The 23,370-nt window shown below is 42.1% G+C and carries 24 protein-coding genes; 14 read left to right on the top strand and 10 right to left on the bottom strand.

Annotated features, from left to right (window positions below; all coding sequences use genetic code 11):
* Nucleotides 1-2: 2 nt before the first annotated feature.
* From prfA to OFN67_RS06665, 3 genes are all read left to right on the top strand, one after another.
* On the top strand, nucleotides 3-1,070 hold the full coding sequence (gene prfA / locus OFN67_RS06675; RefSeq protein ID WP_270858712.1) for a peptide chain release factor 1: 1,068 nt from the start codon (nucleotides 3-5) through the stop codon (nucleotides 1,068-1,070).
* 95 nt (nucleotides 1,071-1,165) lie between these two features.
* Nucleotides 1,166-1,609, top strand: a complete 444-nt coding sequence (locus OFN67_RS06670) for a hypothetical protein (protein ID WP_270868576.1) — start codon at nucleotides 1,166-1,168, stop codon at nucleotides 1,607-1,609.
* A 74-nt stretch (nucleotides 1,610-1,683) separates the two neighbouring features.
* On the top strand, nucleotides 1,684-2,526 hold the full coding sequence (locus tag OFN67_RS06665; RefSeq protein WP_270868577.1) for a universal stress protein: 843 nt from the start codon (nucleotides 1,684-1,686) through the stop codon (nucleotides 2,524-2,526).
* Between the two features lie 94 nt (nucleotides 2,527-2,620).
* Here OFN67_RS06665 and OFN67_RS06660 read toward each other — a convergent pair whose 3' ends face one another.
* The 4 genes from OFN67_RS06660 to OFN67_RS06645 form a co-directional block, all read right to left on the bottom strand.
* Nucleotides 2,621-2,914 (bottom strand): HIRAN domain-containing protein, encoded by a 294-nt coding sequence (locus OFN67_RS06660; protein WP_270858709.1) that lies wholly within the window; start codon nucleotides 2,912-2,914, stop codon nucleotides 2,621-2,623.
* Between the two features lie 64 nt (nucleotides 2,915-2,978).
* Complete coding sequence (locus OFN67_RS06655; protein WP_270868578.1) at nucleotides 2,979-4,148, bottom strand: MalY/PatB family protein; 1,170 nt, start codon at nucleotides 4,146-4,148, stop codon at nucleotides 2,979-2,981.
* Between the two features lies 1 nt (nucleotide 4,149).
* Entirely contained in the window at nucleotides 4,150-4,992 is an 843-nt protein-coding gene (locus tag OFN67_RS06650; protein ID WP_270868579.1) for a DUF3737 family protein, read from the bottom strand.
* A gap of 99 nt (nucleotides 4,993-5,091) precedes the next feature.
* Nucleotides 5,092-5,535, bottom strand: coding sequence for a hypothetical protein (locus tag OFN67_RS06645; protein WP_270868580.1), 444 nt, complete (start codon nucleotides 5,533-5,535; stop codon nucleotides 5,092-5,094).
* 113 nt (nucleotides 5,536-5,648) lie between these two features.
* On the opposite strand from OFN67_RS06645, the gene OFN67_RS06640 reads away from it, so the two are divergent.
* From OFN67_RS06640 to OFN67_RS06615, 6 genes are all read left to right on the top strand, one after another.
* Entirely contained in the window at nucleotides 5,649-6,134 is a 486-nt protein-coding gene (locus tag OFN67_RS06640; RefSeq protein ID WP_270868581.1) for a hypothetical protein, read from the top strand.
* Between the two features lie 227 nt (nucleotides 6,135-6,361).
* Nucleotides 6,362-6,826, top strand: a complete 465-nt coding sequence (gene moaC / locus OFN67_RS06635) for a cyclic pyranopterin monophosphate synthase MoaC (protein WP_270868582.1) — start codon at nucleotides 6,362-6,364, stop codon at nucleotides 6,824-6,826.
* A complete protein-coding gene (locus tag OFN67_RS06630; protein ID WP_270868583.1) occupies nucleotides 6,813-7,061 on the top strand; it encodes an HP0495 family protein in 249 nt (82 codons plus the stop codon). The genes moaC and OFN67_RS06630 overlap by 14 nt, the downstream gene beginning before the upstream one ends.
* Nucleotides 7,062-7,069: 8 nt before the next feature.
* Nucleotides 7,070-8,287, top strand: coding sequence for a hypothetical protein (locus tag OFN67_RS06625; RefSeq protein ID WP_270868584.1), 1,218 nt, complete (start codon nucleotides 7,070-7,072; stop codon nucleotides 8,285-8,287).
* The gene (locus OFN67_RS06620) at nucleotides 8,284-8,454 is read left to right on the top strand and encodes a hypothetical protein (RefSeq protein ID WP_270868585.1); all 171 of its coding nucleotides are present in this window, start codon (nucleotides 8,284-8,286) and stop codon (nucleotides 8,452-8,454) included. Before OFN67_RS06625 ends, OFN67_RS06620 begins: the two co-directional genes overlap by 4 nt.
* A gap of 128 nt (nucleotides 8,455-8,582) precedes the next feature.
* The gene (locus OFN67_RS06615) at nucleotides 8,583-9,188 is read left to right on the top strand and encodes a hypothetical protein (RefSeq protein WP_270868586.1); all 606 of its coding nucleotides are present in this window, start codon (nucleotides 8,583-8,585) and stop codon (nucleotides 9,186-9,188) included.
* A 147-nt stretch (nucleotides 9,189-9,335) separates the two neighbouring features.
* Here the strand turns inward: OFN67_RS06615 and recJ are convergent, their stop codons facing one another.
* On the bottom strand, nucleotides 9,336-10,913 hold the full coding sequence (recJ, locus tag OFN67_RS06610) for a single-stranded-DNA-specific exonuclease RecJ (RefSeq protein ID WP_270868587.1): 1,578 nt from the start codon (nucleotides 10,911-10,913) through the stop codon (nucleotides 9,336-9,338).
* Nucleotides 10,903-12,534, bottom strand: a complete 1,632-nt coding sequence (locus tag OFN67_RS06605) for a CTP synthase (RefSeq protein ID WP_270868588.1) — start codon at nucleotides 12,532-12,534, stop codon at nucleotides 10,903-10,905. Before OFN67_RS06605 ends, recJ begins: the two co-directional genes overlap by 11 nt.
* A 135-nt stretch (nucleotides 12,535-12,669) precedes the next feature.
* Here OFN67_RS06605 and OFN67_RS06600 point away from each other — a divergent pair, with 135 nt between their 5' ends.
* The 3 genes from OFN67_RS06600 to ilvD all read left to right on the top strand — a co-directional run bounded on the left by OFN67_RS06600 (nucleotide 12,670) and on the right by ilvD (nucleotide 17,643).
* The gene (locus OFN67_RS06600; protein ID WP_270868589.1) at nucleotides 12,670-14,118 is read left to right on the top strand and encodes a hypothetical protein; all 1,449 of its coding nucleotides are present in this window, start codon (nucleotides 12,670-12,672) and stop codon (nucleotides 14,116-14,118) included.
* A gap of 264 nt (nucleotides 14,119-14,382) precedes the next feature.
* Nucleotides 14,383-15,861 (top strand): SLC13 family permease, encoded by a 1,479-nt coding sequence (locus tag OFN67_RS06595; protein ID WP_270865442.1) that lies wholly within the window; start codon nucleotides 14,383-14,385, stop codon nucleotides 15,859-15,861.
* Between the two features lie 108 nt (nucleotides 15,862-15,969).
* Entirely contained in the window at nucleotides 15,970-17,643 is a 1,674-nt protein-coding gene (ilvD, locus tag OFN67_RS06590) for a dihydroxy-acid dehydratase (protein ID WP_270868590.1), read from the top strand.
* 113 nt (nucleotides 17,644-17,756) lie between these two features.
* Here the strand turns inward: ilvD and OFN67_RS06585 are convergent, their stop codons facing one another.
* The 4 genes from OFN67_RS06585 to OFN67_RS06570 are packed head-to-tail and all read right to left on the bottom strand — an operon-like array spanning nucleotide 17,757 to nucleotide 21,187.
* Nucleotides 17,757-18,689 carry a D-2-hydroxyacid dehydrogenase gene (locus tag OFN67_RS06585; protein ID WP_270868591.1) on the bottom strand — a complete coding sequence of 311 codons (933 nt, stop codon included), beginning with the start codon at nucleotides 18,687-18,689 and terminating at the stop codon, nucleotides 17,757-17,759.
* A complete protein-coding gene (locus OFN67_RS06580) occupies nucleotides 18,689-19,873 on the bottom strand; it encodes a glutathionylspermidine synthase family protein (RefSeq protein WP_270874000.1) in 1,185 nt (394 codons plus the stop codon). Before OFN67_RS06580 ends, OFN67_RS06585 begins: the two co-directional genes overlap by 1 nt.
* Nucleotides 19,874-19,928: 55 nt before the next feature.
* The gene (locus tag OFN67_RS06575) at nucleotides 19,929-20,534 is read right to left on the bottom strand and encodes a UPF0323 family lipoprotein (RefSeq protein WP_270858693.1); all 606 of its coding nucleotides are present in this window, start codon (nucleotides 20,532-20,534) and stop codon (nucleotides 19,929-19,931) included.
* Nucleotides 20,531-21,187 (bottom strand): DNA-binding protein, encoded by a 657-nt coding sequence (locus OFN67_RS06570; protein ID WP_270865447.1) that lies wholly within the window; start codon nucleotides 21,185-21,187, stop codon nucleotides 20,531-20,533. The genes OFN67_RS06575 and OFN67_RS06570 overlap by 4 nt, the downstream gene beginning before the upstream one ends.
* 192 nt (nucleotides 21,188-21,379) lie before the next feature.
* Between OFN67_RS06570 and ccoG the strand changes: the two genes are divergently transcribed.
* The gene (gene ccoG / locus OFN67_RS06565; RefSeq protein WP_270873999.1) at nucleotides 21,380-22,741 is read left to right on the top strand and encodes a cytochrome c oxidase accessory protein CcoG; all 1,362 of its coding nucleotides are present in this window, start codon (nucleotides 21,380-21,382) and stop codon (nucleotides 22,739-22,741) included.
* The gene (locus OFN67_RS06560) at nucleotides 22,741-23,370 is read left to right on the top strand and encodes a TetR/AcrR family transcriptional regulator (RefSeq protein WP_270868596.1); all 630 of its coding nucleotides are present in this window, start codon (nucleotides 22,741-22,743) and stop codon (nucleotides 23,368-23,370) included. Before ccoG ends, OFN67_RS06560 begins: the two co-directional genes overlap by 1 nt.

The raw sequence follows: 23,370 nt of genomic DNA, 5'->3' as shown, positions 1-23,370 counted from the left end.
AAATGTTAGCCCAAAAATTACAACCCTTTTTAGACCGATACGAGGAGCTTTCACGGCTCCTTAGTGATCCAGGTATCGCAAGCGATATTTCAAATATGACAAAGCTTTCCAAAGAGCAAAGAGGTATCGAGCCGATAAAAAACGCCGCAGATAGGTATATAAAGGTTGTCGCTGATATCGAGGAAAACAAAAATTTATTAGGCGATCCTGAGCTTGGCGAGCTTGCCAAAGAGGAGCTTAAAAATTTAGAACTCGAAAAAGACGAACTCGAAGAGCAAATCAAAATTTTACTTCTTCCAAAAGATCCAAATGATGATAAAAATATCTTCCTTGAAATTCGCGCTGGAACCGGTGGCGACGAGGCTGCGCTTTTTGCGGGGGATTTGCTAGGGGCGTATTTGCGTTATGCTGAACTTCGCGGCTATAAATGCGAAATCGTAAGCCAAAGCGAAGGAAGCGTGGGCGGCTTTAAAGAAGTTATTTTGCTTGTTAAGGGCGATGGGGCGTATTCTAGGCTTAAATTCGAAGGCGGCACACACAGAGTCCAAAGAGTGCCTGAAACCGAAAGTCAAGGACGCGTGCATACTTCTGCTATCACGGTTGCCGTAATGCCAGAGATCGAAGATAGCGAAATCGAAATCAAAGATAGCGATTTGCGTATCGATGTCATGCGTAGCTCAGGGCATGGCGGACAATCCGTAAATACCACTGATAGCGCCGTTCGTATCACCCATATACCAACAGGTCTAGTCGTAACCAACCAAGACGGCAAAAGCCAACACAAAAACAAAGAAGCTGCGATGAAAGTGCTAAAAGCTAGGCTTTATGACTTGCAAGAGCAAGAACGCCTAGAAAAAGAGCGCGCCGAACGAAAAGATCAAGTCGGCACAGGCGATAGAAGCGGTCGAATTCGCACCTATAACTACCCGCAAAACCGCATTAGCGACCACCGCATAAATTTAACACTTTATCGCTTAGACGCGATAATGGCTGGCGGACTTTTTGATGAAATCATCGATCCGCTCATCACAAACGCACAGGCCGAAGCGATTGCAAACGCAGGGCTGTAAAGCTAAATTTATCTATAAATCAAATTTAATCAAAATTTTATCTGTTTTTAATGGGGAACTATAATCCCCTTTTTAAATTTTAAAAAGGAAATTTCATGGGAATTTGGCAAAAAACTTTTGGCGGATTAGACAAGGCGTATTATTTTAGACATTTTATCTTTGGCGCAGTTTTGGCTGTGATTTTGATCTGGGCGCAAAGCTACTCGGCAGAAAGCATGAGCGCAAGGACTGGCAAGGAATTCGCTGGTATGGATTTTTTTATCTATGTATTTTATGCGATTTGCGCGCTTTTGTATCCGTATGCGAGATTTGTGTATGAAAGTATCGTAAATTTCATCATCGGAAACAACTTTTTTATCGTAAATGCCGTGTTTTTGCTCATTTGGAAACTTGTAGTTATGATAGTGCTTTTTGCGTTTTCTATCATCATCGCACCCGTTGGCCTAGCGTATCTATACTACTATCACACAAAAAACCGCACATTTGACGAAAATTCAAGCGATTATTTTGAATTTATAGAAAAAGGCGACGAAAAATAAAAAATAGTGAAATTTAAACGAAATTTATTCTAAATTTTGCTATTCTCTTTCGAATTTTAATCAAAAGGATAGCTATGAGCAAAAAAGTATTTATCTGCGTTGATGAAAATGCGCTTTTAAAACCTGTTTGCGATTATGGAATCTACACTGCAAAGCGTCTTGACGCCGAGGCTGTGTTTATCCATGTAATCGAAACCCCAGAGCTTGGTCAAAATTTTTACGGACTTGCAGCTGGCGGGATAGTTTTGGGCGAAAATGATATGGTAATGTCGCAGTATGGGGCGTTTGACGGCAAAGACAACGAAGTAGATGAGGGCAAAATCAAAGCATGGTTAGATAAATGCGTAGATGAGGCAAAGGCTCAGGGCGTGAGCGCTAGCGCGATTTTGCGCGACGGCGATTTTATCGAAATCATCGAAGAATACAAAGATGAGGCTAGAATTTTCGTGCTAGGCATAAAGGGCACAAACAGCGAAGATGTGGGCTTTAACGCAACTATGCTGATTAAAGAAATGAAGGTTCCAGCCCTTTTGGTAAATAAAGATTTCAGCCCGATAAACTCCGTGCTTGTGGCGTTTGACGGCACAGAGGCTGCGCAAAAAACTCTAAATTTCACAAAAGAGGCCAAGCTTCTAAAAGACGCGAAAAAATATGTCATAAATGTAAATAACGACGCCGAGGAATCGCAAAAAACGCTTGAAATCGCAAGAGAAATTTTAAAGGGCGAAAACGCCGAATTTGTAAGCGTTTCAGGCGATGTGCCAGGCGATGAGATTATCAAATATCGTCGCGCAAACAACCTCGATTTAATCGCGACTGGCGCATTTACGAAGAGTTTTTTCAAAAAGCTTTTTGTAGGAAGCGTTTCAGAGGATATCTTGCACAACGCTCTTGTGCCGATTTTAGTTCTAAGTTAAAATTTGGGGCAAATTAGCCCCAAATTTACCAAATTTCTTTAAATTTCAAAATTCTATCAAATTTCAAAATTTCACCAAATTTTGCGCCTAAATTTTAGCCTTTAAAACGGCAAATCACGCCCCGCTCACTCGCAAATAAAACTTTACCTTTTGCCTTTTTCTTAAATTTATCGTAAAGCCTACCTGCACTCATGCTCTCGCCGATGACAGTTTTGGTGCTGTTTGCGACATAGCCGATTTTGCCAAAACCCTCCAATTTCACGACGATTGCCTCGCGGTCGTATTTATTATCTGGCTCTTTTTCGAGATTTACGACCATATTTTCCTTCAAAAATTCCCACCCATAGTAGAAATTTAGCCCAGTGATTGTGAAATAAATCTTTTTCATTTCGCGCTCCTTTCCTAAAATTTCCACTATTTTAGCGTGAAATTTTGACATATTATGTCGAAATTTAAATTTGTCCTTCCCACAAATCAAGCGCAGTTTTTAGCCTAGATAGACCATCAACCACATTTTTGCGCGAAGTTGCGATATTTAATCGCAAAAATTTCTCTCCGCCCTTGCCGTATTGCGCGCCGTGGCTTAGGAAAAGCCCTGTTTTTTGGCGGATAAATTTGGCTAATTTCGTGCCCTCATCGCAATACCCGCTTACATCAAGCCACATTAAATATGTCGCATTTTGCGCTACGCTACGCACTTTTGGCAGTTCGCGCGCAATAAATTCATTGACAAATTTGCGGTTTGCGCTCACATACGCTCTCATCTCTTCTAGCCACGCTTCGCCCCGCTCAAACGCCGCAATCGCCGCAATTAGCCCAAAAAAGCTAGGCTCTGCGATATCATCGCCATTTAGCGCACGGCTGACTTTTTTATGCAGTTTTGGATTTGGGGTAAAAACAGCCGCTGTTTGCAAACCAGCGATATTAAACGCCTTTGTGGGAGCTATGATATTTGCACTTAAATTCGCACAAACCTCGCTAGCAGCGGCAAATGGAGTGTAATTTACGCCAGGCTCAGTGATATCGCAATGCACCTCATCGCTGATGACGATGACGCCGTATTTTTCGCACAGCTCGCCGATTCTCATTAGCTCGTCCTTGCGCAAGGTCCTGCCGATAGGATTGTGCGGATTGCAGAGCAAAAGCAGCGATGTTTGCGGATCTTTTAGGCAAAATTCCAAATTTCCCCAGTCGATGAAATACTCGCCCTCTTCGTATCTAAGCTCGCAAGAAATGGTGTTTCTGCCCATATTTTTAATGCAGTAAAAAAAGCAGTTATAAACGGGCGTTAGGATTACGACATTTTCCCCGGGCGCGCTAAGCTTACGAATTAGCGAATTTATCGCTGCTAGCGTGCCACCAGCGTAAGTTAGAGAGCCTTTTTTGATTTCGTAATTATGGCGCCTTTTCCACCACGAAGTATAGGCGTTTTCCCACTGCTCATCTAGCACGCTATATCCATACACGCGCTCTTCCAAGCGATTTTTTAATGCCTCGTAAATCTCGGGTGCTACGGCAAAATCCATATCCGCAACCCACATTGCAAGCTCGCCCTCACCTACTTCCCATTTTAGCGATTTTGTGCCAGCTCGGTTTGGCAGATTGTCAAATTCATACGCCATTTTACGCCCTTAATTCAGTGATAATCTCGGTTTTGCTCGCATCTGTCGCGCCGTCTTGGATCAGCTCGCGGATTTTAGCGGCTTTGATTAGCCCTGAGCGCGGGTTTTTCACGCTGTCGATTTCACCGATGATTTGGGCATACACATCGCTAAATTCAAACGCCAAGGTCGTGTTTATGAGCTCGCAGTTTTCTAGGCGTAAATTTTGCATATAGCAAAATCCTTGCAGGCTTTCGATTTTGCAGTTTTTGAGCGTAACATTTTTGGAATTCCAGCCAAAATACTCGCCCGCGATGAAACAATCCTCGATTAGGATATTTTCGCAGTTCCAAAACGCATCTTTGCTAAGAAGTTTTGAATTTTTGATTTTCACATTTTTGCAGCCGTCAAAGCAATAATCGCCAAAAAGATTTAAATTTTGTATTTCTAAATTTTGGCAATCAAGCCCGAAATATGGGCCTTTTGCGCTGATATTTTTAAGCACGATATCCTCGCAGTGCCACATGGTTTCTAGCGCGTCAGTGAATTGGACATTTTCAATGTGCGCATTTTTTACTCTGCGAAGCCCCTTTGGCGCGCCATAAACGCAATCACTTAGCTTTAAATTTTGGCTATACCAGATACCTGCGCGCGCGATTTCATCGAAAAGGCAATTTGAGATTTCGATATTTTTCGCATACCAAAACGGATATTTCCACTCAAATTTTGAGTTTTGCACGATTATGTCAGAGCTCTCTTTCAGCGGTGATTCGCCGTCGCAAAAAACGGAATTTTCTATTTTTAAATTTTTCGCACCAAAAAGTGCTCTTTCGCCACTAAATCGCATTTGTTTTAATGTTTGCATAAATTTTCCTTGTGATAAATTTACCTTTTTATACCAAAATTTTTAAAATTTTAATAGAACAATATTGCAAATTTCTTGCCTAATTATGCAAAATTTGATTTATTTGTGTTTTGGCGTTTTGCGCAAATCAAAATAGATAAAATGTCCTGTGCTTTCGCCATTTTCAAAAATTTCGAGTTTATAGCGCATGATAGGGCTGTGGCAGGCTGCGACCATGATTTTAGCATGGTATGAGCCATCGTTAAAGCGGACAAGCGGGCTTTCGAAATTTCCCATATTCATGCTAATTCCTTTGATTTTTAGGGTTGGATTTTTTAGCTCGCGCAAAATCCCGCTAACCACAACCTCGCTCTCGCTCATCGCTACAATCGGCGCTGGTATGATTGCAAAGCTCGCGCTCTCGCCACCTGCATTGCTAAGGCACGAGGCTGTGTTTAAATCGCACGGCAAGGAAATTTTAGTATCCCCAAATAGCTTGTCGCTATCCTCGTTTGCGTGAGTTAAACCGCATAAAATCGCCAAAACAAGATAAAATTTTTTCATTTTTTCTCCTTGAAAATTTTTGCGTAATTTTAGGTAAAAAAGGTAAATTTTAATGATTGTTATTAAAATTTTGCTAAAATATCAGCCAAATTTTTAATGATAGGAGAGCTATTATGGATTTAAACGCACTTATGAAAATGGTTTCTGCGCTAAAAAGCGATGAGGGAAATGTCAGCAATTTCCAAGCAAACCCAGTTGCATTTATCGAGAAATTTTTAGGCGTTGATTTGCCTGATGATCAAGTAAATGCCCTAATCGCCGGCGTTAGCAATAACTTTTTAAAAGGCAACACTGCAAATGCTATGGGTAATGGCGGCGGCAGCGATATGATTGGAGCTGTGCTAGGCGGACTTTTAGGCGGTGGAGAGAGAGCAAACGCAAACTCAGTAGATAAATCAGGCGTAGATTTTACCGCGCTTATCGGCAAGCTTGCTGTGGCGAAATTTGACACAAACGGCGACGGCAAAATCGATATGAACGATCTAGGCGGGATACTCGGCAATATCATTGGTGGCGGAAACAAGGCTGGTTTTGGCGCAGATAACGGCGGAGAGACTGGGCTTGATCTTGGCACATTGATGAAAATGTTCAAAGTCTGAAAATAAAAAAAATATGCGAAATTCCCAAATTTCGCATATTAAAATATACTTAAATTATCATTTTTATATCACATATTAATCATTTATTTACCAAACTAGTAGTATAATCCCCCTGTCCGACAAGATAAAAACCTCCTTTTTGTATTTGCCTAGGCTTTCGGGTCTAGGCTTTTTTTATGCCCAAAAATTTGCTATAATCCCGCCAAATCAAATTCCAAGGAAAATCAATGCTAACACACATAGATGAAAACAATATGCCACGCATGGTCGATGTCAGCGCCAAAGATGACACCGAGCGTGTAGCCACAGCCAGCGGGATAATCCACCTAAACGAGGCTGCGTTTCGCGCAGTCAAAGAGGGCGATGGCAAAAAGGGCCCCGTGCTTCAAACTGCCGTTGTAGCGGCTATCATGGGAGCAAAAAAAACGAGCGAACTAATCCCAATGTGCCACCCGCTAATGATAAATTCGGTAAAAACGCAAATTGAAGAGTTGCCAAACGCTTTTAAACTCTATGTTACGGTAAAAATTACTGGTAAAACAGGCGTGGAAATGGAGGCTCTAACCGGCGTGAGCGTGGGCTTACTAGCCATTTATGATATGGTTAAGGCCGTAGATAAATCAATGCGCATTTCAGACATAATCTTAGAGCGCAAAGAGGGTGGCAAAAGTGGCGTGTATGTTAGAGAGTAAGCCTGTAATCGCCTATCCGGCGCAGTGGAAATACAAGGTCATCATCGAGTGCGCCACGCAAAAAAAAGAAAAGATTGACGAGGTTTTAGCTAGCGAGGAATACAGCCTGAAATTTTCGAAATTTTCAAACGGCGGAAAATACGCAAGCTTCGATATTTCGGTCTTGGTGGCTAACGAGGCTCACAGACTGGGCGTTTTTGAGAAATTAAAGAAAAATTTTAAATTTGTATTATAGGAGAGAGTATGAAAGAGGAATTAGTAGCGAAATTTGGCGAGAATTTACGCAGCGCAAGCGAGGCGCAAATTACTGAAAGTATCGAAAATTTGGCATTTTTGGCGTGTGAAAGAGAATTTGGAAATTTAAGCAAAGATGAGAAAACCGCTAAATTTGCAACCCTTACTAGCGCACTTTGCACCGAGTTGCAGGAGCTTGAAATTTTAAACAAATCAAACGCCAAATCTGTCATAAACGGCACAAAAAAGGCACTTTGCGAAGAGGGCGAAAAGGAGCTTTATAGCCTGTTTTACGAATACGACGATTTACGCAAAAAAATCCTAGCCTCACAAAGAGAACTTTTAAATTTAGTCGAAAACGGCTACGAAAAAATCGAAAATTTGCTCCCAAATTTGGGCGAAAACGAAAAAATCATAGTCTCTGACGCTCTTGGCGAGCTTAGCAAAAACTCGCTTTTGCTTGCCGATGTTTTGAAGGAAGCTAGCGAAATGGCGTTTATCAGCGTGCTAGAAAACGGCGATGATATCGAGGATACGGCGCATTATACGGCAAAAAATATCGCATTTTACGCTATTAGCGAGGGCGAATTTACCCGCTTCCGCCTAAAAGAGATAGCCAAACTCATCATCGAAAGTGCGATTTTCGTGGCAAACGAGAGCAAAAACACTGCCCCAGCACTAATCCGCGGAGCCGTGCTTGGCGTGTATGATGCGATCACCAAAGTGGCTGAAAAATACCTAGACGATATGAGCGTGAGTCCCGATGAGAGCGTGCAGACCTTGGAGCAAAAAAAGGCGCAAATCGCCCAGACTAGCGACATTTTCACAGCTGTTTTAAGCGACGCAATCTCTCGCGCTGGTGAGCCAGCCAAAAGCGAAATCGAAAAATTAGCGCAAGAGGAATTTGGCGGATATTTGTCGAAATTTAAGAAAATTTATAGCGAGCTTGGCGAGGTACTAAGTGATAAAATCAGCGAAATGAAATTTGGCGAAAAGGCCAAGGATCTAAGCGCGCAATGGAAGGAAAAAGGCGAGAGGATTATCGAAAATTTCGAGCTTGATGAGAAATTCGGTAGCTTTAAAAAGGAAATGAGCGAAAAGCTTAGCGAAATCAAAACGGATATGGCGAAAAATATGAGCCAAAAAGCGCGTGAAATCAGCAAAAAAGCCTATGAAAGCGCACTTGATGCACTTGCAAAGATGAAAAACAAAGGCGAGAGCAAATGAGTGACAAAAATAGCACCTATCCGCTAATGGGAACGAGATTTGTCCTTGACGAGGAAAAAATCCTGCGCGAGGGCAAATACCGCCCAGAAACGCTTTACGCGCAGATTGACAAAATCGCCAAAGAGTGCAATATGCAAAAGCAGGAGAAAAAGATAAATTTGAACTAATAAATTCGCTAATTGCTACCATAGAAGCAAAATCAGAGCTACAAGCTCACATACTAAAATCAAATTTCACACTTAAAAAGCTTGGCTTAATCACAAGCCAAAGCAAAGCGTGTGAGTAGGTGGGGAAAATGGGGAATTTAAGTGATAATCTAAATGAGCGAAAAGAAAAAACTCGTGAAAAACTGGTGCATAGTGCAATTTGGGTTAGTTATACGATTTTGGCTTTGCACATTTTTGTATTGCCACACGATGTATTGGATAAAGTCCCATTTCTTGCACCATATACGGAATTTATGAAGTATAATTTGCCTTTTATACACCAAATTTCGCTTCGTATTTCAAATTTGCCACAAGTTGGAATTTTATATGCGTCAAACATGATAATATTGGCGGTATTATATGCTATACCTATTTTAAAAACAGGTTATCCTTATTCAAAATATTCAAATTCTTGGGCGTTTAATTCTATAAAAAATGAAAAATTTTTTAATATACTTTTTATTTGTATTGTGACTTTTTGTGTCGCAAGTTATATTTTATACACTATGAATTCTGGCGAAATTTTTGATACGAATTTACACGGCGCCCCAAACAGCGACAATATAAACTCCAAGATAGGACTATTTGTAAGACTTTATATTTTATTTTTTGGTCTTGTTTTAATTTATACAATATTTTTGAGAACACTATTTTTAGAATTTAAAATTTTAATCAAATTTCTATTTAAAGGATAAATTATGGATCAAAATTCAACAAACAACACTCCGTCTAATGAAGAAGAGGGAAATGAGGATTTGATTGAAGATATAGCAGAGGTAAAACAATGGAAAAAATCCTAAATTTGGGCTAAATTCACGCTAAATTTAACCCAAATTTCATGCCTACTCAGCCGGGCTCATCTGCTTTATCACAAGTTCTGGCGAGATTACACTTCTGAAATTATTTTTATTTATGCTAAAAATCAAATCCACTCTCTGATTTTCGCGTGGCAAAAAATCATAGTTAAACCACAGCGCCTCGACGCTGGCGCCGTTTTTTTGGATACTCATTTTGATATGTTTGCCCTCTTTGCCGATTTGGCGCACATTGCCCACACTCGCACCACAGATATTAAAGACAGGCTTTGGATTTTTCTGCCCGTAAGGCTCGAAAAATTCCAAAATTTCAAGCAGTTCAAAGTCGATTTGCGAAACTTCTAGCTCGCCTAGCAAATCGTCCGCCGCCCTAAAATCCTCCAAATCATCAGGCGTGATTTTCGCATTTACCCTGCGCCTAAATTCCTCCAAATTCGCAGGCTCAATCCCCACACCAGCAGCACCTTTGTGCCCACCATAAGTGGTTAAAATTTCAGCCTGCGATGAGATTAAATTTAAAATATCAAATTTCCCCACACTCCTAGCGCTTCCCTTGGCGCGGTCCTCATGTACGCTAAAAACAATCGCTGGTTTTTTGTAAGTTTTGCTTAGGCGCGAAGCCACGATTCCGATAATCCCCTCGTGCCACTCATCACCCCAAACCACGATGATATTGTCGTCTTCGTTGATACTTTGCGCGATTTGCTCGTAAAGAGCTTTTTCTTCTTCTTTACGAGAATTATTAATATTATCTATCATTTTTAGGTATTGGTTTGCCTCTCTGATATCGCGCGCGCACAGAAATTTATACGACATCGTCGCATCGTCCATGCGCCCTGTGCAGTTAATCAGCGGAGCAATCGTATAGCTAATATCGTCGAATTCGAAATGTTTTTTGAAATAATGCTCTTTAATCGCCTTAAAACAAGCCCGATTTGAGTTGTTTAGCTTTTTGATACCATAGCGCAAAAGCGCCCTATTCATATCTCTAAGCTCCATCATATCGGCGATTATAGCGATGATTAGGATATCCATTAGGCTAGACATATCGTAATTCACACCAAGGGTTTCTTTGAGCGCGCCCACTAGATACCACGCGACCTGCGCCCCGCAAATTTCGATATTTGGGAAGGTGCAGTCTGGTTGTTTTGGATTGACGATAGCGTAGGCTTCTGGCAGGATTGGTGGTGGCATGTGGTGATCTGTGATGATTAAATCAATGCCCTTTTTAGCGCAAATTTGCGCTGCTTCTATCGCCGAAGTGCCGTTATCAACGGTAACAATCAGCCCTATACCCTCTAATTCGTCGATTATTTCGTTATTTAGCCCGTATCCATCAGTGAAGCGGTTCGGGATTTTTATGACATAATCTGCGCCGATTTGGTTAAAAAAGTCGCTCATAATCACGGTGCTTACGATACCATCGACATCGTAATCACCCACGACTGCTATGCGTTCATTTTCATCAATGGCAGTTTTTATACGCAATGCAGCCTTATAGATATCTTTGAGCTGGCTTGGTAAGGGAATTTCACTAAGTTTTGTGTGTTTATCATTTGCAAACCTCGATTGTAAAATTTCCCTTACTTCGTTTTTACCTAACATTTTTAATAGAAGCTTCGATAAAGCCCAAAATCGCAGGATTTGGGCGCACTAAGCGACTAGTAAATTCTGGGTGAAACTGCACACCTAGAAAAAACGGATGATTTTTTAACTCTACCGCCTCGATTAGGCCGTTTGATTCGCCACATACGATCAAACCCTCTTTTTCAAATTCGGCTCTATATTCAGGGTTTGCCTCGTATCTGTGTCTGTGGCGCTCTCTAATAGTCTTTGCGCCATCGTAAATTTTGGCTAGCAGTGAGCCTTTTTTGGTATCGCAGTCGTATCCGCCAAGGCGCATAGTCCCACCTAGCGGGCTTTTGTGCGTGCGGATTTGTTTTTTGCCACTTGCGTCGATAAAGCTATCAATGAGATAAATAAGCGGACTTTTGGTGTTTTCGTCAAATTCGATTGAATTTGCGTCCTTTATACCTAGCACATTTCGTGCAAATTCGATTATACATAATTGCATACCAAGGCAAATGCCTAAAAACGGCACTTTGTGCGTCCTAGCGTAATTTATGGCTAAAATTTTGCCCTCTACGCCACGCACGCCAAATCCCCCGGCTACTAGCACGCCATTTACATCGCTTAGCATTTCATCTAAATTTGACTCTTCTATTTTTTCGCTATCAATCCATTTGAGATTTACCCTAGTATCCAGAGTAGCCCCTGCGTGGATAATGCCCTCGGTTAGGGATTTGTAGCTCTCTTTGAGGTCGATATATTTGCCTACAAATGCGATTGTGGTCTCATTAGTCGGAGCGATTACGCGCTTGACTAGGCTGTCCCATTTGCTCATATCAGGCTTTAAAACGCCCAAATTTAGGAAGCTTGCAATCGGCTCTAAAATTCCTTGGCTCATAAATGCGAGTGGAATTTGATATATGCTTTGGCTATCTGGGCTTTCGATGACGCAGTTTTTATCCACGCCACAACTTAGCGCGATTTTGTCCTTTAAATTTCGATTTAAAGGCATTTCCGAACGACAAATTATCATATCAGGACTGATACCGATACGGCGCAACTCGCCCACGCTGTGCTGGGTTGGTTTGGTTTTTAGCTCGCCAGCGACCTTGATATAAGGAACTAGCGTTAGGTGGATATTCATGGTGTTTGCGCGCCCAAGCTCCACTCTCATAGCCCTTATCGCCTCCAAAAATGGCAAACCCTCGATATCGCCCACGGTTCCGCCGATTTCGACAATTAAAATGTCGTTGTCTTCGCCCGCTTTTTTGATACGGCGCACGATTTCGCCCACGATATGCGGGATTACTTGAATAGTCTTGCCTAGATAATCCCCCCTGCGCTCGCGCTCGATTACAGTGCTATAAACTCTACCTGTGGTGAAGTTGTTATCTTGGCTTAAATTTTCGTCCAAAAATCTCTCATAATGTCCCAAATCAAGGTCAGTTTCAGCCCCGTCATCAGTGACAAAAACCTCTCCGTGTTCTAGCGGGCTCATAGTACCTGGATCGACATTGATGTATGGATCTGCTTTTAGCATGCGAACTTTGAGCCCAGAGTGCTTCAAAAGTGTCGCAATCGATGCCGCCGCAATACCCTTGCCAAGGGAGCTTAACACGCCACCCGTCACAAAAATATACTTCGTTTGTTTTGACATAGAAATATCCTAAATTTTGATTTTGATTAATGGCGAAATTATATCTTTGTTTTGGTTAAAGATAGATAATTTAAAATTTTATTATTTTTGGTTACAATGTCTTTTTAAATTTAATCCAAATTTTAAGGAGAAGCTGTGAAAAAATTTCTTGTTCCCATAGTGGCTGTAATCGTGCTAATTTTGGGTTTTGCCTTTTTGCCAGGCAAAGATAAGGGCGAGAGCCAAAACGAGCCAAAAGTAGAGCAAAGCGCGCCCGCAAACCCTATCGCCAAGGCTATTGATAGCGTAGTTGGCAACAAAGCAGGCGAGCTAGCCGAAAAATACATTAACCAAATGCTAGAAAATAGCCAGTTTTTCGAGGTTAAAGAGCGTAAATTCGACCGAGGCGATAGCTCGTCTGCTGGATATTTTACCGGCGTGATTAAAAAACAAACCCTAAAAGATCAGCTAGTCGCAGTCGTAGCTAGCGTGCATGGCGAGGCAGAGGCTAAGGATTTGCAAAAGTTAAATTCCGAAATGGATGAGATTTTCCCGCAGGATTTGGAGTTTAGGTATGATTATACTATCGCACACAGTGTCGCAAATATCGCTGATGGCGCGCAAATCGAGGGCAAAATCAAAACCATTACTCCACACTATGCTAAAATTTTAAAACAATTTTTCAAAACCGAGGAAATCGTTACAAACCGCGTCACAATCGCAACTGATATTAAATTTATCACCCAAATAGCAGACGCCGAATACTCAAACGAGGGGGTAATGATAAATTTAAGCGGGCTAAATTTTGGCGGAGTTAGCGATTTAAATGGCGAAATTTTAAAAACCCTAAATTTGAGTTTGGATAAATTTTTCGTTTATGGCGTAGAGGGTGTGGATATCGAAATGCAGGGCCTTAACTACGATATGAAATACAAAAATGGCGTCAAAAATGGCGCAGAGCTAGTAGATTATTTCCTAGCTGATATGAGCTATACTTCCAGCCTTAAAAACGCCCTAATCACCGTGGAGGGCGATAGATTTATCGTCGCAAATGACGCTTCTAGCGAGGGCGAGACTAAGATTAGTAGCGGAAAATACTTTATGGACGATAAATCGCGCATAGCAAGCCTCAAAGTCGCAGATGTGCTAGTGCGAAATGTCGCAATCGATAGCGACATCGCTATGAGCGAGAAACTTTACCGCGAGCTTGCATTTGCGAACCAAAACAAAGCAGAGGAACTAGCGAAAAATCCGCAAATTTTAAGAGATTTGTTCAAAGATGATATTTCGCTAAATTTGAAAAATTTATCCTTCGAAAACAGCATCGGCAAAAAATTTAGCCTTAGCGCAAAGGGCGTCGTGGGCGATTTCGTCGATGAGGAGACGCTGTTTGCGAAAATGAGCGCCAGCGGCAACGCTAAAATCGACACAAGCCTTGGCGAGTTTATCTCTGATTACGATAGCCTGCGCCCGTTCGCGCCACTAATCGAGCTATATTCAGCGCAGTTTTTACGCCCTGAGGGAAATGGCGTAAAGCTTGATTTTAGCTACGATAAGGCTTCGAATTTATTGCAACTAAACGGCGAAAATATCCCGCTTCAATAATTTTTAGGTCAAATTTATGCGCGCAGAGCGTTTAAATTTGACCATTACATATTTTAAATTTGTGAAAATTTGTAATTTAAATCAAATTTAAAGGATAAAATTTATTAATATTATTTTATAAAAATTTTAAAATTTCGCCAAATTTTAAAATTTTGTTACCATAAGTAACGCACAAAAAAATTTTCAAATTTTATTTAACGCAATTTCAATAAAATTCCAACCTAATTTTGTATTATTCATAAAATCTTACAAAAAAGGAGTAACATGCCTGATCAAATCAAGGTGCGTGGGCACAACTTCCCAGACCTAGAACCGCAAAACTCGGAAGAAGTTGCGGAAGTAGCGCAACTAACCGATGTTGATTCGTTTCCGAAGCGTGGCATTATCATTGCGATAGTAGCGGCGTTGATTGCATTTGCGCTTTACAATGTCTTGCCGTTTGAGCCAAATGTCAAAAAGGGCTTGGCGCTTTTGGCATTTATCGCGATTATGTGGCTTACAGAAGCCGTGCATATCACGATTACAGCGCTTATGGTGCCAGTTTTGGCTGTGGCGATTGGGATTGGTAAATTTGGCAAAGACGGCGAATTTACAGCTTTGACGCTAAAAAACGCCTTGGCAAATTTCGCAAACCCTACGATTTTTACATTTTTTGGTGGATTTGCCCTAGCTACGGCACTTCACATGCAAAAACTCGACAAAAAAATCGCAACATGGCTTATCCAAAAAGCTGGCGGACGCCTTGGCGTGGCTGCGATTTTGATATGTATCACAACCGCGCTTTTATCAATGTGGGTATCAAATACCGCAACCGCTGCGATGATGTTACCGCTTGCGCTTGGAATTTGCGCGAATTTAGACGCAAAGAAAAAAGAAGATCGTGGCACAATCGTCTTTTTACTCTTAGGAATTGCCTATTCGGCTAGTATCGGAGGACTTGGCACGATTGTTGGCTCACCGCCAAACATCATCGCAGCCGAGGCTTTGGGCTGGAATTTCGCTGATTGGATGAAGGTGGGACTTCCGGTAATGCTTTTAATGCTTCCACTCATGTTAGTGGTGCTATATTTGGTCTTCCGCCCAAATTTAAATCACAAAGTCGAGATCGAACTAGAAGAAATTCCATGGAACAACAAGCGCATACTTACCGTCATAGTTTTCGTAATTACTGCGTTTGCGTGGATTTTCTCAAAAGACATTAGCAAGGTAATCGGCTTTAAAATCGACGACTCCTATGTTGCTGTGTGCGCTGCAATCGCTGTGGTAATGCTAGGCCTTGCTAAATGGCACGATGTGGCTGAAAACACAGAGTGGGGTGTTTTAATGCTATTTGGTGGAGGACTAACGCTAAGTGCGGTGCTAGGTATGTCAGGGGCTTCTAGCGTGCTAGGAAACCTAGTAGCTGATACCTTCAAAGACGCGCCTGTGTATTTGGTATTGCTTGTAACTGCTGTATTTATCATCTGCCTTACAGAATTTACTAGTAACACTGCCTCGGCTGCGCTTTTGGTGCCTGTTTTTGCAGGAGTAGCAGCTCACATGGGCTTGCCGAAAGAAACACTTACAATCGTAATTGGTATCGGCGCAAGTTGTGCGTTTGTAATGCCAGTAGCGACTCCGCCAAATGCCCTAGTTTTTGGCACTGGTATGATTAAACAAATGGATATGATTAAAGCAGGTGCTTACCTAGCCTTCGCTGGTGCGGTGATAGTATCGCTTTATGTTTATCTATTTTTTGCATAAAATTTAGTTGCGAGATTTTCTCGCAACTACTAAATTCTGCCAAATTTCACCTGCTAAAATTTATTAAAATTTTGATAAAATCACCAAATTTCATTTCAAAGGATTTTTATGAGAAGCGATATCGTTAAAAAGGGCTACACACGCACACCGCACCGCTCACTTTTTCGCGCGACAGGATTAAAGGACGAGGACTTTGATAAGCCGTTTATCGGCGTGGCAAATAGCTTTATCGAGTGTATTCCGGGGCATTTTTATCTCAACGAATATGCCAAAATCGTAAAAGACGAAATTCGTAAAAATGGCTGTGTGCCGTTTGAATTTAACACAATCGGCGTCGATGACGGTATCGCAATGGGGCATAGCGGAATGCTCTACTCGCTACCAAGTCGCGAAATCATCGCAAATTCGATAGAAACCGTGATGAACGCTCACAAACTCGACGCTCTTCTATGCATACCAAACTGCGATAAAATCGTGCCCGGTATGATAATGGGAGCTTTGAGAGTAAATGTGCCTACGATTTTTGCTAGTGGTGGCCCAATGGCTGCTGGCAAGGGGCTAGGTGGCGAACAAATCGACTTAAATACCGCATTTGAGGCTGTTGGCGCGTATGAGACTGGCAAGATTAGCGAAGAGCAGTTAAAAGCTATCGAGTGCGCGGCATGTCCTGGTGGAGGAAGTTGCTCTGGTATGTTTACTGCAAACTCAATGAATACCCTATGCGAAGCTCTCGGAATCGCACTTAAAGGCAATGGAACTATTCTAGCCCTTACGCCTGAGCGCGAGGAATTACTGCGCGCAGCTGCTAGAAGAATTTGCGAAATTGCGCTCGATGAGAGATTTAAAATCCGAAATTTAATCAACGAAAAATCGATCCGCAACGCCATGGTTATGGATATGGCAATGGGCGGTAGCTCAAATACGATTTTACACATGCTCGCAATTTCGCGCGAAGCGGGCGCGCCACTTGATATCGCGGAATTAAACGAAATTTCGCGCAGTGTGCCTCACATAGCCAAAGTCAGCCCAAGCCTACCTGGCGTGCATATGCAAGATGTGCAAAAAGCAGGCGGGCTAGGTGCTATAATGAAGGAAATAAGCAAATTTGATAGCTCTTTGCTTGATTTAAATTTACTCACAATCAGTGGCGAAAGCCTAGGTGAGCGTATCCAAAACGACGATATCAAGGACGAAAACATAATCCACACCGTAGCAAACGCGTATTCTAAGCGTGGCGGACTAGCAATTTTGTTTGGAAATTTGGCCGAGCAAGGCTGTGTCATAAAAGCCGCTGGAATCATCGGCGAGCGCAAATTTAGTGGCAAAGCGATTTGCTTTAACAGCCAAGATGAGGCAATCGAGGGGATTTCGGGCGGAAAAGTGCAAAAAGGAAATGTAGTCGTCATACGCTACGAGGGCCCAAGAGGAGGTCCTGGTATGCAAGAAATGCTAAGCCCAACTAGCCTAATCGTGGGCCGTGGCCTTGGCGCAGATGTCGCGCTCATCACAGACGGGCGTTTTAGCGGTGCTACAAGGGGGCTAAGTATCGGTCATGTAAGCCCAGAAGCAGCCGAGGGCGGTATGATAGGGCTACTCAAAGACGGCGATATAATCGATATCGATGTGGATAATTTCAGCATTAATGTCCGTCTAAGCGACGCCCAAATCGCCGCTCGCCGTGCCGCATGGAAATACGAGGGCAAAAAAGTAGAGGGCAGATGGCTTCGCCAATACCAAAAACTAGTAACCAACGCCAGCAGCGGCGCGATACTAGAAGCGTAGATTTAAATTTAAAACCCTTTTTTAAATTTTAAAAAGGGTTTTAAAATAGTTAAATTTAGACTTTATAAATTTTGCAAAATTTTAAAATTTAAAGGGCAAATTGCCCTTTAAATTTACGCATTTAAAAATTCTTTAATATTTCCTGCGATTTTGGAGATTAGCAGTTTGCGCGCCTCCACGCTCGCCCACGCAATGTGCGGAGTAAGGATTAGATTTGCCTTGTTTTTCACGCCAAGAAGCGGATTATCAGCGTTAATCGGCTCTTTTTCGACCACATCAAGACCCACGCGAAGTCCCATTTCATCGATAGCCCATGCCAATGCACTCTCATCAGCGATTCCGCCACGACCAAAGTTCATAAACACAGCGCCCTTTTTCATTTTAGCGATTTCATCTTTGCCGATTAGCCCTTTTGTTTTTTCGTTTAATGGCGCATGAACCGTGATGATATCGCACTCTTTAAGCATAGTTTCCAAATCCACCCTTTTAAACTCAGCGTCATCGTGCGCCCCGCTTGTAGAGTAGTAGCAGACATTTGCGCCAAAGGCTTTTGCTATGCGCCCTACTTCACGACCGATTTCGCCAAGGCCGATTATGCCGAAATTTTTGCCAGAAATTTGATCAATTGGCGCGTTTAAATGTGTGAAAATTTCACTTTGGCTCCACTTGTTTTGACCATAATCTGCATAGTATCTCACATCGTTTAAAAGCGCTAGAAGCGTAGCAAAGGCTTGTTGCGATACGCTTTTGGTCGAATACCCAGCGACATTTTTCACAGGCACGCCATGCGCTGCTGCCGCTTCGGAGTCGATATTGTTCGTGCCGGTTGCGCTTACGCAAATTAGCTTTAAATTTGTCTTTTCGAGCACCTCTTTTGTGATTAAAACCTTGTTTGTAATGACAATATCAGCGCCCGCTAAACGCTCGATCGTCTGCTCTGGCTTTGTTTTCGGGTATGTTACAAGCTCGCCTAAGGCCTCAAATTCGCTGAAATTTGCGTCGCTTCCTAGTGTATCAGCGTCAAGTAAAACAATTTTTGGTTTCATTACTCCACCCCTTCGATGTAGTGACCGACAAATTTAGAATAATTGTCGATGATATCTGCGCCCTTCCTAAATCCAAGCGCACAGCCTTCAAAGGCGTAAAACACCCCAGCTTGGTATTTTGCGCCGTTTTTATCAGTGTTTAGATTTGCAAATTCTTGGTATAAGAAATTTTGATTTGCGTATTCGCCACCATTTTCTTTGATTTTTTTGCCGTCTTCGTCAAAAATACTCACATTTGCCCCCTCGCGCCCAAAAAACGGCTTTTTGACCATTTTTTTGCCGATTAGTGGCTCGCATGCGCTTTCTAGCAAAAGCGGGTGATTTGGGTATAAATCCCATAAAATTTTCATTATTCCCTTGCTTTGGAAAAGTAGCGTGTATGCGGGGTTTAGGATAATTGCCTTTTGGTTTTTCATTATGTTTTTTAGTATCAAGGCTAGCTCGCCCTCCTCGATAGCAATCGCCTCCCACGGGATTAGTTTGCACCAATACTCGTAATTTTCGCCACCAAAAAATACCCCCTTCTCGTCGTCAAACTCGACCTCGTGCGCGTATGCGAAGGCTGTCTTAAAGCCCGCTTCATCGGCAGCTGTTTGCAAAAGCCTGATTGTTTTCTCGTCCTCATCGCTTCCAGCGACCGAGCTAAACAAAATTTTCCACCCCTCGTAAAATTTATCAAATTCCTCCAACTCTCCGCCCAAAACGACAAGGCGTTTGAAATTATCGCTAATCGCGGCGAAAAGCTCGTTAAACTGCGCCATTTCATCAAGTCCGTTTTCTTTAAGTAGCGCCCACTGGATAATCGCTGTTTCAAACACAGCCGTTGGCGTATCGGCGTTAAATTCAAGCAGTTTTATCGGTTCGCCGTCTAATCCGCCAGCGAAATCAAACCTGCCATAAAGGTGCCAATGTACATCATTTTCCCAGCTCATTTTGATAATTTCTACTAGATTAAAGGGAATTCCAAGCTCGTGGAAAAGGTCATTATCTATCACATACTGCGCCGCAGCGATAAACATATCATACAGCTCGTTTGCCGCCTCGTAATAGGCGTTTGCTTCCTCTGCGCTCACGCGGACGACCTCATCTGCTATGTATGCCGATAAATCCGCGTCAGTGTGCCACGAAAAGCCAAGTTTTTCTAAAAATTCATTGCTTAGCGGGGTTAGTTTTTTGAGTTTCATCTATTTCCTTGAATTTTAAAAATTTAGCCTAAATTTGGGCAAATTCGGAGCAAATTTAGCCACCAAATGCACTACCGCCACTTTTTGTGGGCGCGCTTTTCTCGCCTGATTTGGAGCCGAAAAATCCGCTTTTGCCACTTTTTGCTTTGGCGTTATTTGCCCTAGCCTCTTTGAAGCTGTTTACGCTCCTTGAATACGCGCTAGGGTTTTTAAAGGCTGTTTGTCTGTGCGCTTGATACGCCGGCGAGCCAAAGAGTTTCGAGCCTATCCATGAGCCGATGATTGCCCCTGCTGCGCTTGCTAAAATCGCCTCGCCAAGGCTGTATCCGCCACTAGAAATTTCGGCGTTTTGGTTGGTTAAATTTGAAGTGCCAGCGTCGATTTTGGCGTTTTCCTCAGCCAAAAGTGCGTTTGTCTCAGCCTCGCTTAAAATTCTCTCGCTTCCGTCCAAGCTTTTTAAGATAATTTGCGTTTTTTCGCTAGGAAATTCCTCTAAAATTTTGTATTTTCCAGGTGCTACTTCCTCGATTCTAACTAGCGCGCCCTCTTGGATACGAAGCTCTGAGCCTGTATTTTCGCGCTCGCAGCCTGCCAAAGCGCCAGATAAAATCAGTCCGAAACCGCCCACAATCGCATAACTTGCAATTTTTCTAATTTTCATTTTTTTCCTTTTAAATTTTTGATATCTAAACTCTTATGCACCAAAAGCTCATCGCCAATGACCCTGATTAGCTCGTTCGCGCCGATATTTTCGATGATTAGACTTTGGGCTTTCATCCGTTTTTTGCGCCCTAAATCTAGGCTTTTGATAAATTTCGCTAGGCTTAGCCACTCGTTTTCATCGAAAATTTGCTCTTTTACCTCGACATCGTATGGTTTTTTATCACGCGCACTCTCGCCGATTAGTGGCTTTTCAAAAAACGAGAGAAAATACCCAAGCTTCTCATCTCGCTCTTTATACATAAGCTTGATTTCTTCTTTTGATGAGATTAAAATTTCCTCTTTTTCGCGGTGGAGCCTATCTTTGTCGCTTTGTAAGGTTTGGATTTGTTCTTTTAGCTCGGCGATTTCTTTGATTAAATAATCAATAAAATTTTGGTTCGAATTTTGCGGGGCAGGTTTTGAGGGGCGCACTTTTGCGCTAGCTCCTTGCGCGCTAGAATTTGAAATTTCATCATTTTCGTCTTCCAAAACGACATATTTTACGCCATTAATCTCTGTCGTGCGAATAGAATTTCGCCTGATTCTATTGTAAATCGCCTCTTTTGAAACACCCAAAATTTCGGACGCTTCGCTTATAGAAACCTCTCTCATAATTCGCCTTATCCGCGTTGAAATTTTAAAACTGGGTATTATGGCGAAATTTGCCTAAAAATGGGCTTTAAATATCAAATTTCACGGACAAATTTGGATTTTTTTCGCGACATAATATCCAAATTCTATATTTTTAATATGTAATTAATCTTTTAAGAGTAAAATCGTGCATTTATACAAAAAGGACATTTCATGGAGAGTAAAATCACAAAATTTAGGCAGAAGCGCTACTTTTTTTACACTATCGCTTCGCTGTGGCTTTTCATCATGCCGTGGCTTCAAATAGGCGGCAAACACCTATTTTTAATCAGTTTTGAAAAAAAAGAAATTCACCTTTTTTTCAACACCTTCTCGACGCAAGAATTTTTCTTAATGCCGTTTTTGATAATCTTCTTTTTCATTTCGATATTTTTCCTAACCACGCTTGGCGGGCGTGTGTGGTGTGGCTGGGCCTGTCCGCAAACGATTTTTCGCGTGATTTATAGAGATTTAATCTGCACTAAAATTCTTAAAATTCGTGGCTCTATCACAAACAAACAAAAGGGCGAAAAAGCTGGCGCAAAGGGCGTTATCGCGGTTGCGCTTTTTGCCATTGTTGCGCTGATTGCAGCCTCAAATTTGCTCTGGTTTTTCGTGCCGCCACAAAGCTTTTTTGCCTATCTAGGCGAGGTCAGCGAGCATAAACTTCTTTTTGGCATAGTGCTAGGATTTACGGCGTTTTTGACATTTGATATCACATTTTTGGGCGAGAATTTCTGCGTTTTCATCTGCCCTTACGCAAGGATTCAATCGACCATGCTCGATGAAGACTCGCTTGGCGTGATTTACGATGATATCAGAGGTGGCGCGATTTATGACGAGCATAAAAATTTAATCTCAAACAAGCCTTCTAGCGGGGATTGCACCGGCTGTCAGGCGTGCGCGAGGATCTGTCCGACACATATCGATATCCGCAAAGGCATGCAGTTAGAGTGCATAAACTGCCTAGAATGCGCCGACGCATGTTCAAATGTAATGAGCAAACTAGGCAAAGCTCCACTTATCAACTGGACGAGCCTAAATGCGCAAAAATCACAAAGCAAGGTTAAATTTATGCGATTTCGCACGATTGGCTATATCGGTGTGCTAGCCGCTGCGCTAATCGGGCTAGTGGTGATGAGTGGCACGAAAGAGAGCATGCTTTTAAACATAAACCGAAACACCCAGCTCTATAAAATAGATTTCGACGATAACGGCGAAAAAATCGTCAAAAACAGCTATACATTTTTATTCGAAAACACCCATAGCGAACCGCACAGCTTCTTTTTTAGCGTAGATAACGAAAATATCAGCATTTCTCGCCCAGACGAGCCTGTAAAGGTAAGCCCTGGCAAAAAGGCAAAAATCATAGTCTCGCTCACAAGCAAGGCAAATTTGAGCCTAGAAAACGAGCATGATAATGTCGTTTTACCGCTAATCATCAAAGCTTACGCGGTTGATGATGAAAAAATCAGCGTTACACGCGAGAGTGTGTTTGTCTATCCGCAACAAAAATTTATCGATAGGAAGGATTAATGGCACAAAAATCAAGGTATTATAAATCGCAAATTCGCATAGAAAAAATTTTCGAGGTGGCCACAGAGCTATTTTTACAGCGAGGATATGACAGCGTCAGCCTAAATGATATCGTCGCTATCAGCGGTGGCTCGCTTGCCTCGATTTACAAATATTTCGAAAGCAAGGAAAATTTGTTTTTGCATGTGGTCGAATTTCACACCCAAAGGCTTGATAAAAAGCTAGATAATCTGCTTAGCTTAGACGAAAACCTCGCGCCACAGGAGTATTTGAGCGAATTTGCTCCGATTTATTTCGACTTTATTTATAGTGCCGAAAATCAAAAATTTCTAAAAAATATCTTGCTTGGAACCTCAAAAACCTTTGGTTCCATGCTAAAAAATGTCTCCAAAATCTTCTTAGATACTAGCACGCTTGCATTTCCAGCGGGGCTTAGCAATTATTTTAGGGCGCATATTGATGAGTTTGATAGCGCAGATCCTGAGTATTTGGCACGCTATTTTTGCTTTTTGCTTCGCGAGCCACACTTCAACCGCCTTATATTTTTCGGCGAAGAGCCAAATTTAGACAAAGAAAATTTCATAAAAGACCGCATTAAAATCTTTTTGCACGGCGTGAAAAAGCAATAA

The sequence above is a fragment of the Campylobacter sp. JMF_11 EL3 genome (genome assembly GCF_027736965.1).
GTDB lineage: Bacteria > Campylobacterota > Campylobacteria > Campylobacterales > Campylobacteraceae > Campylobacter_B.
Note: the sequence above shows the minus strand (reverse complement) of the source record. Positions and strands in the feature narration are given on the sequence as shown.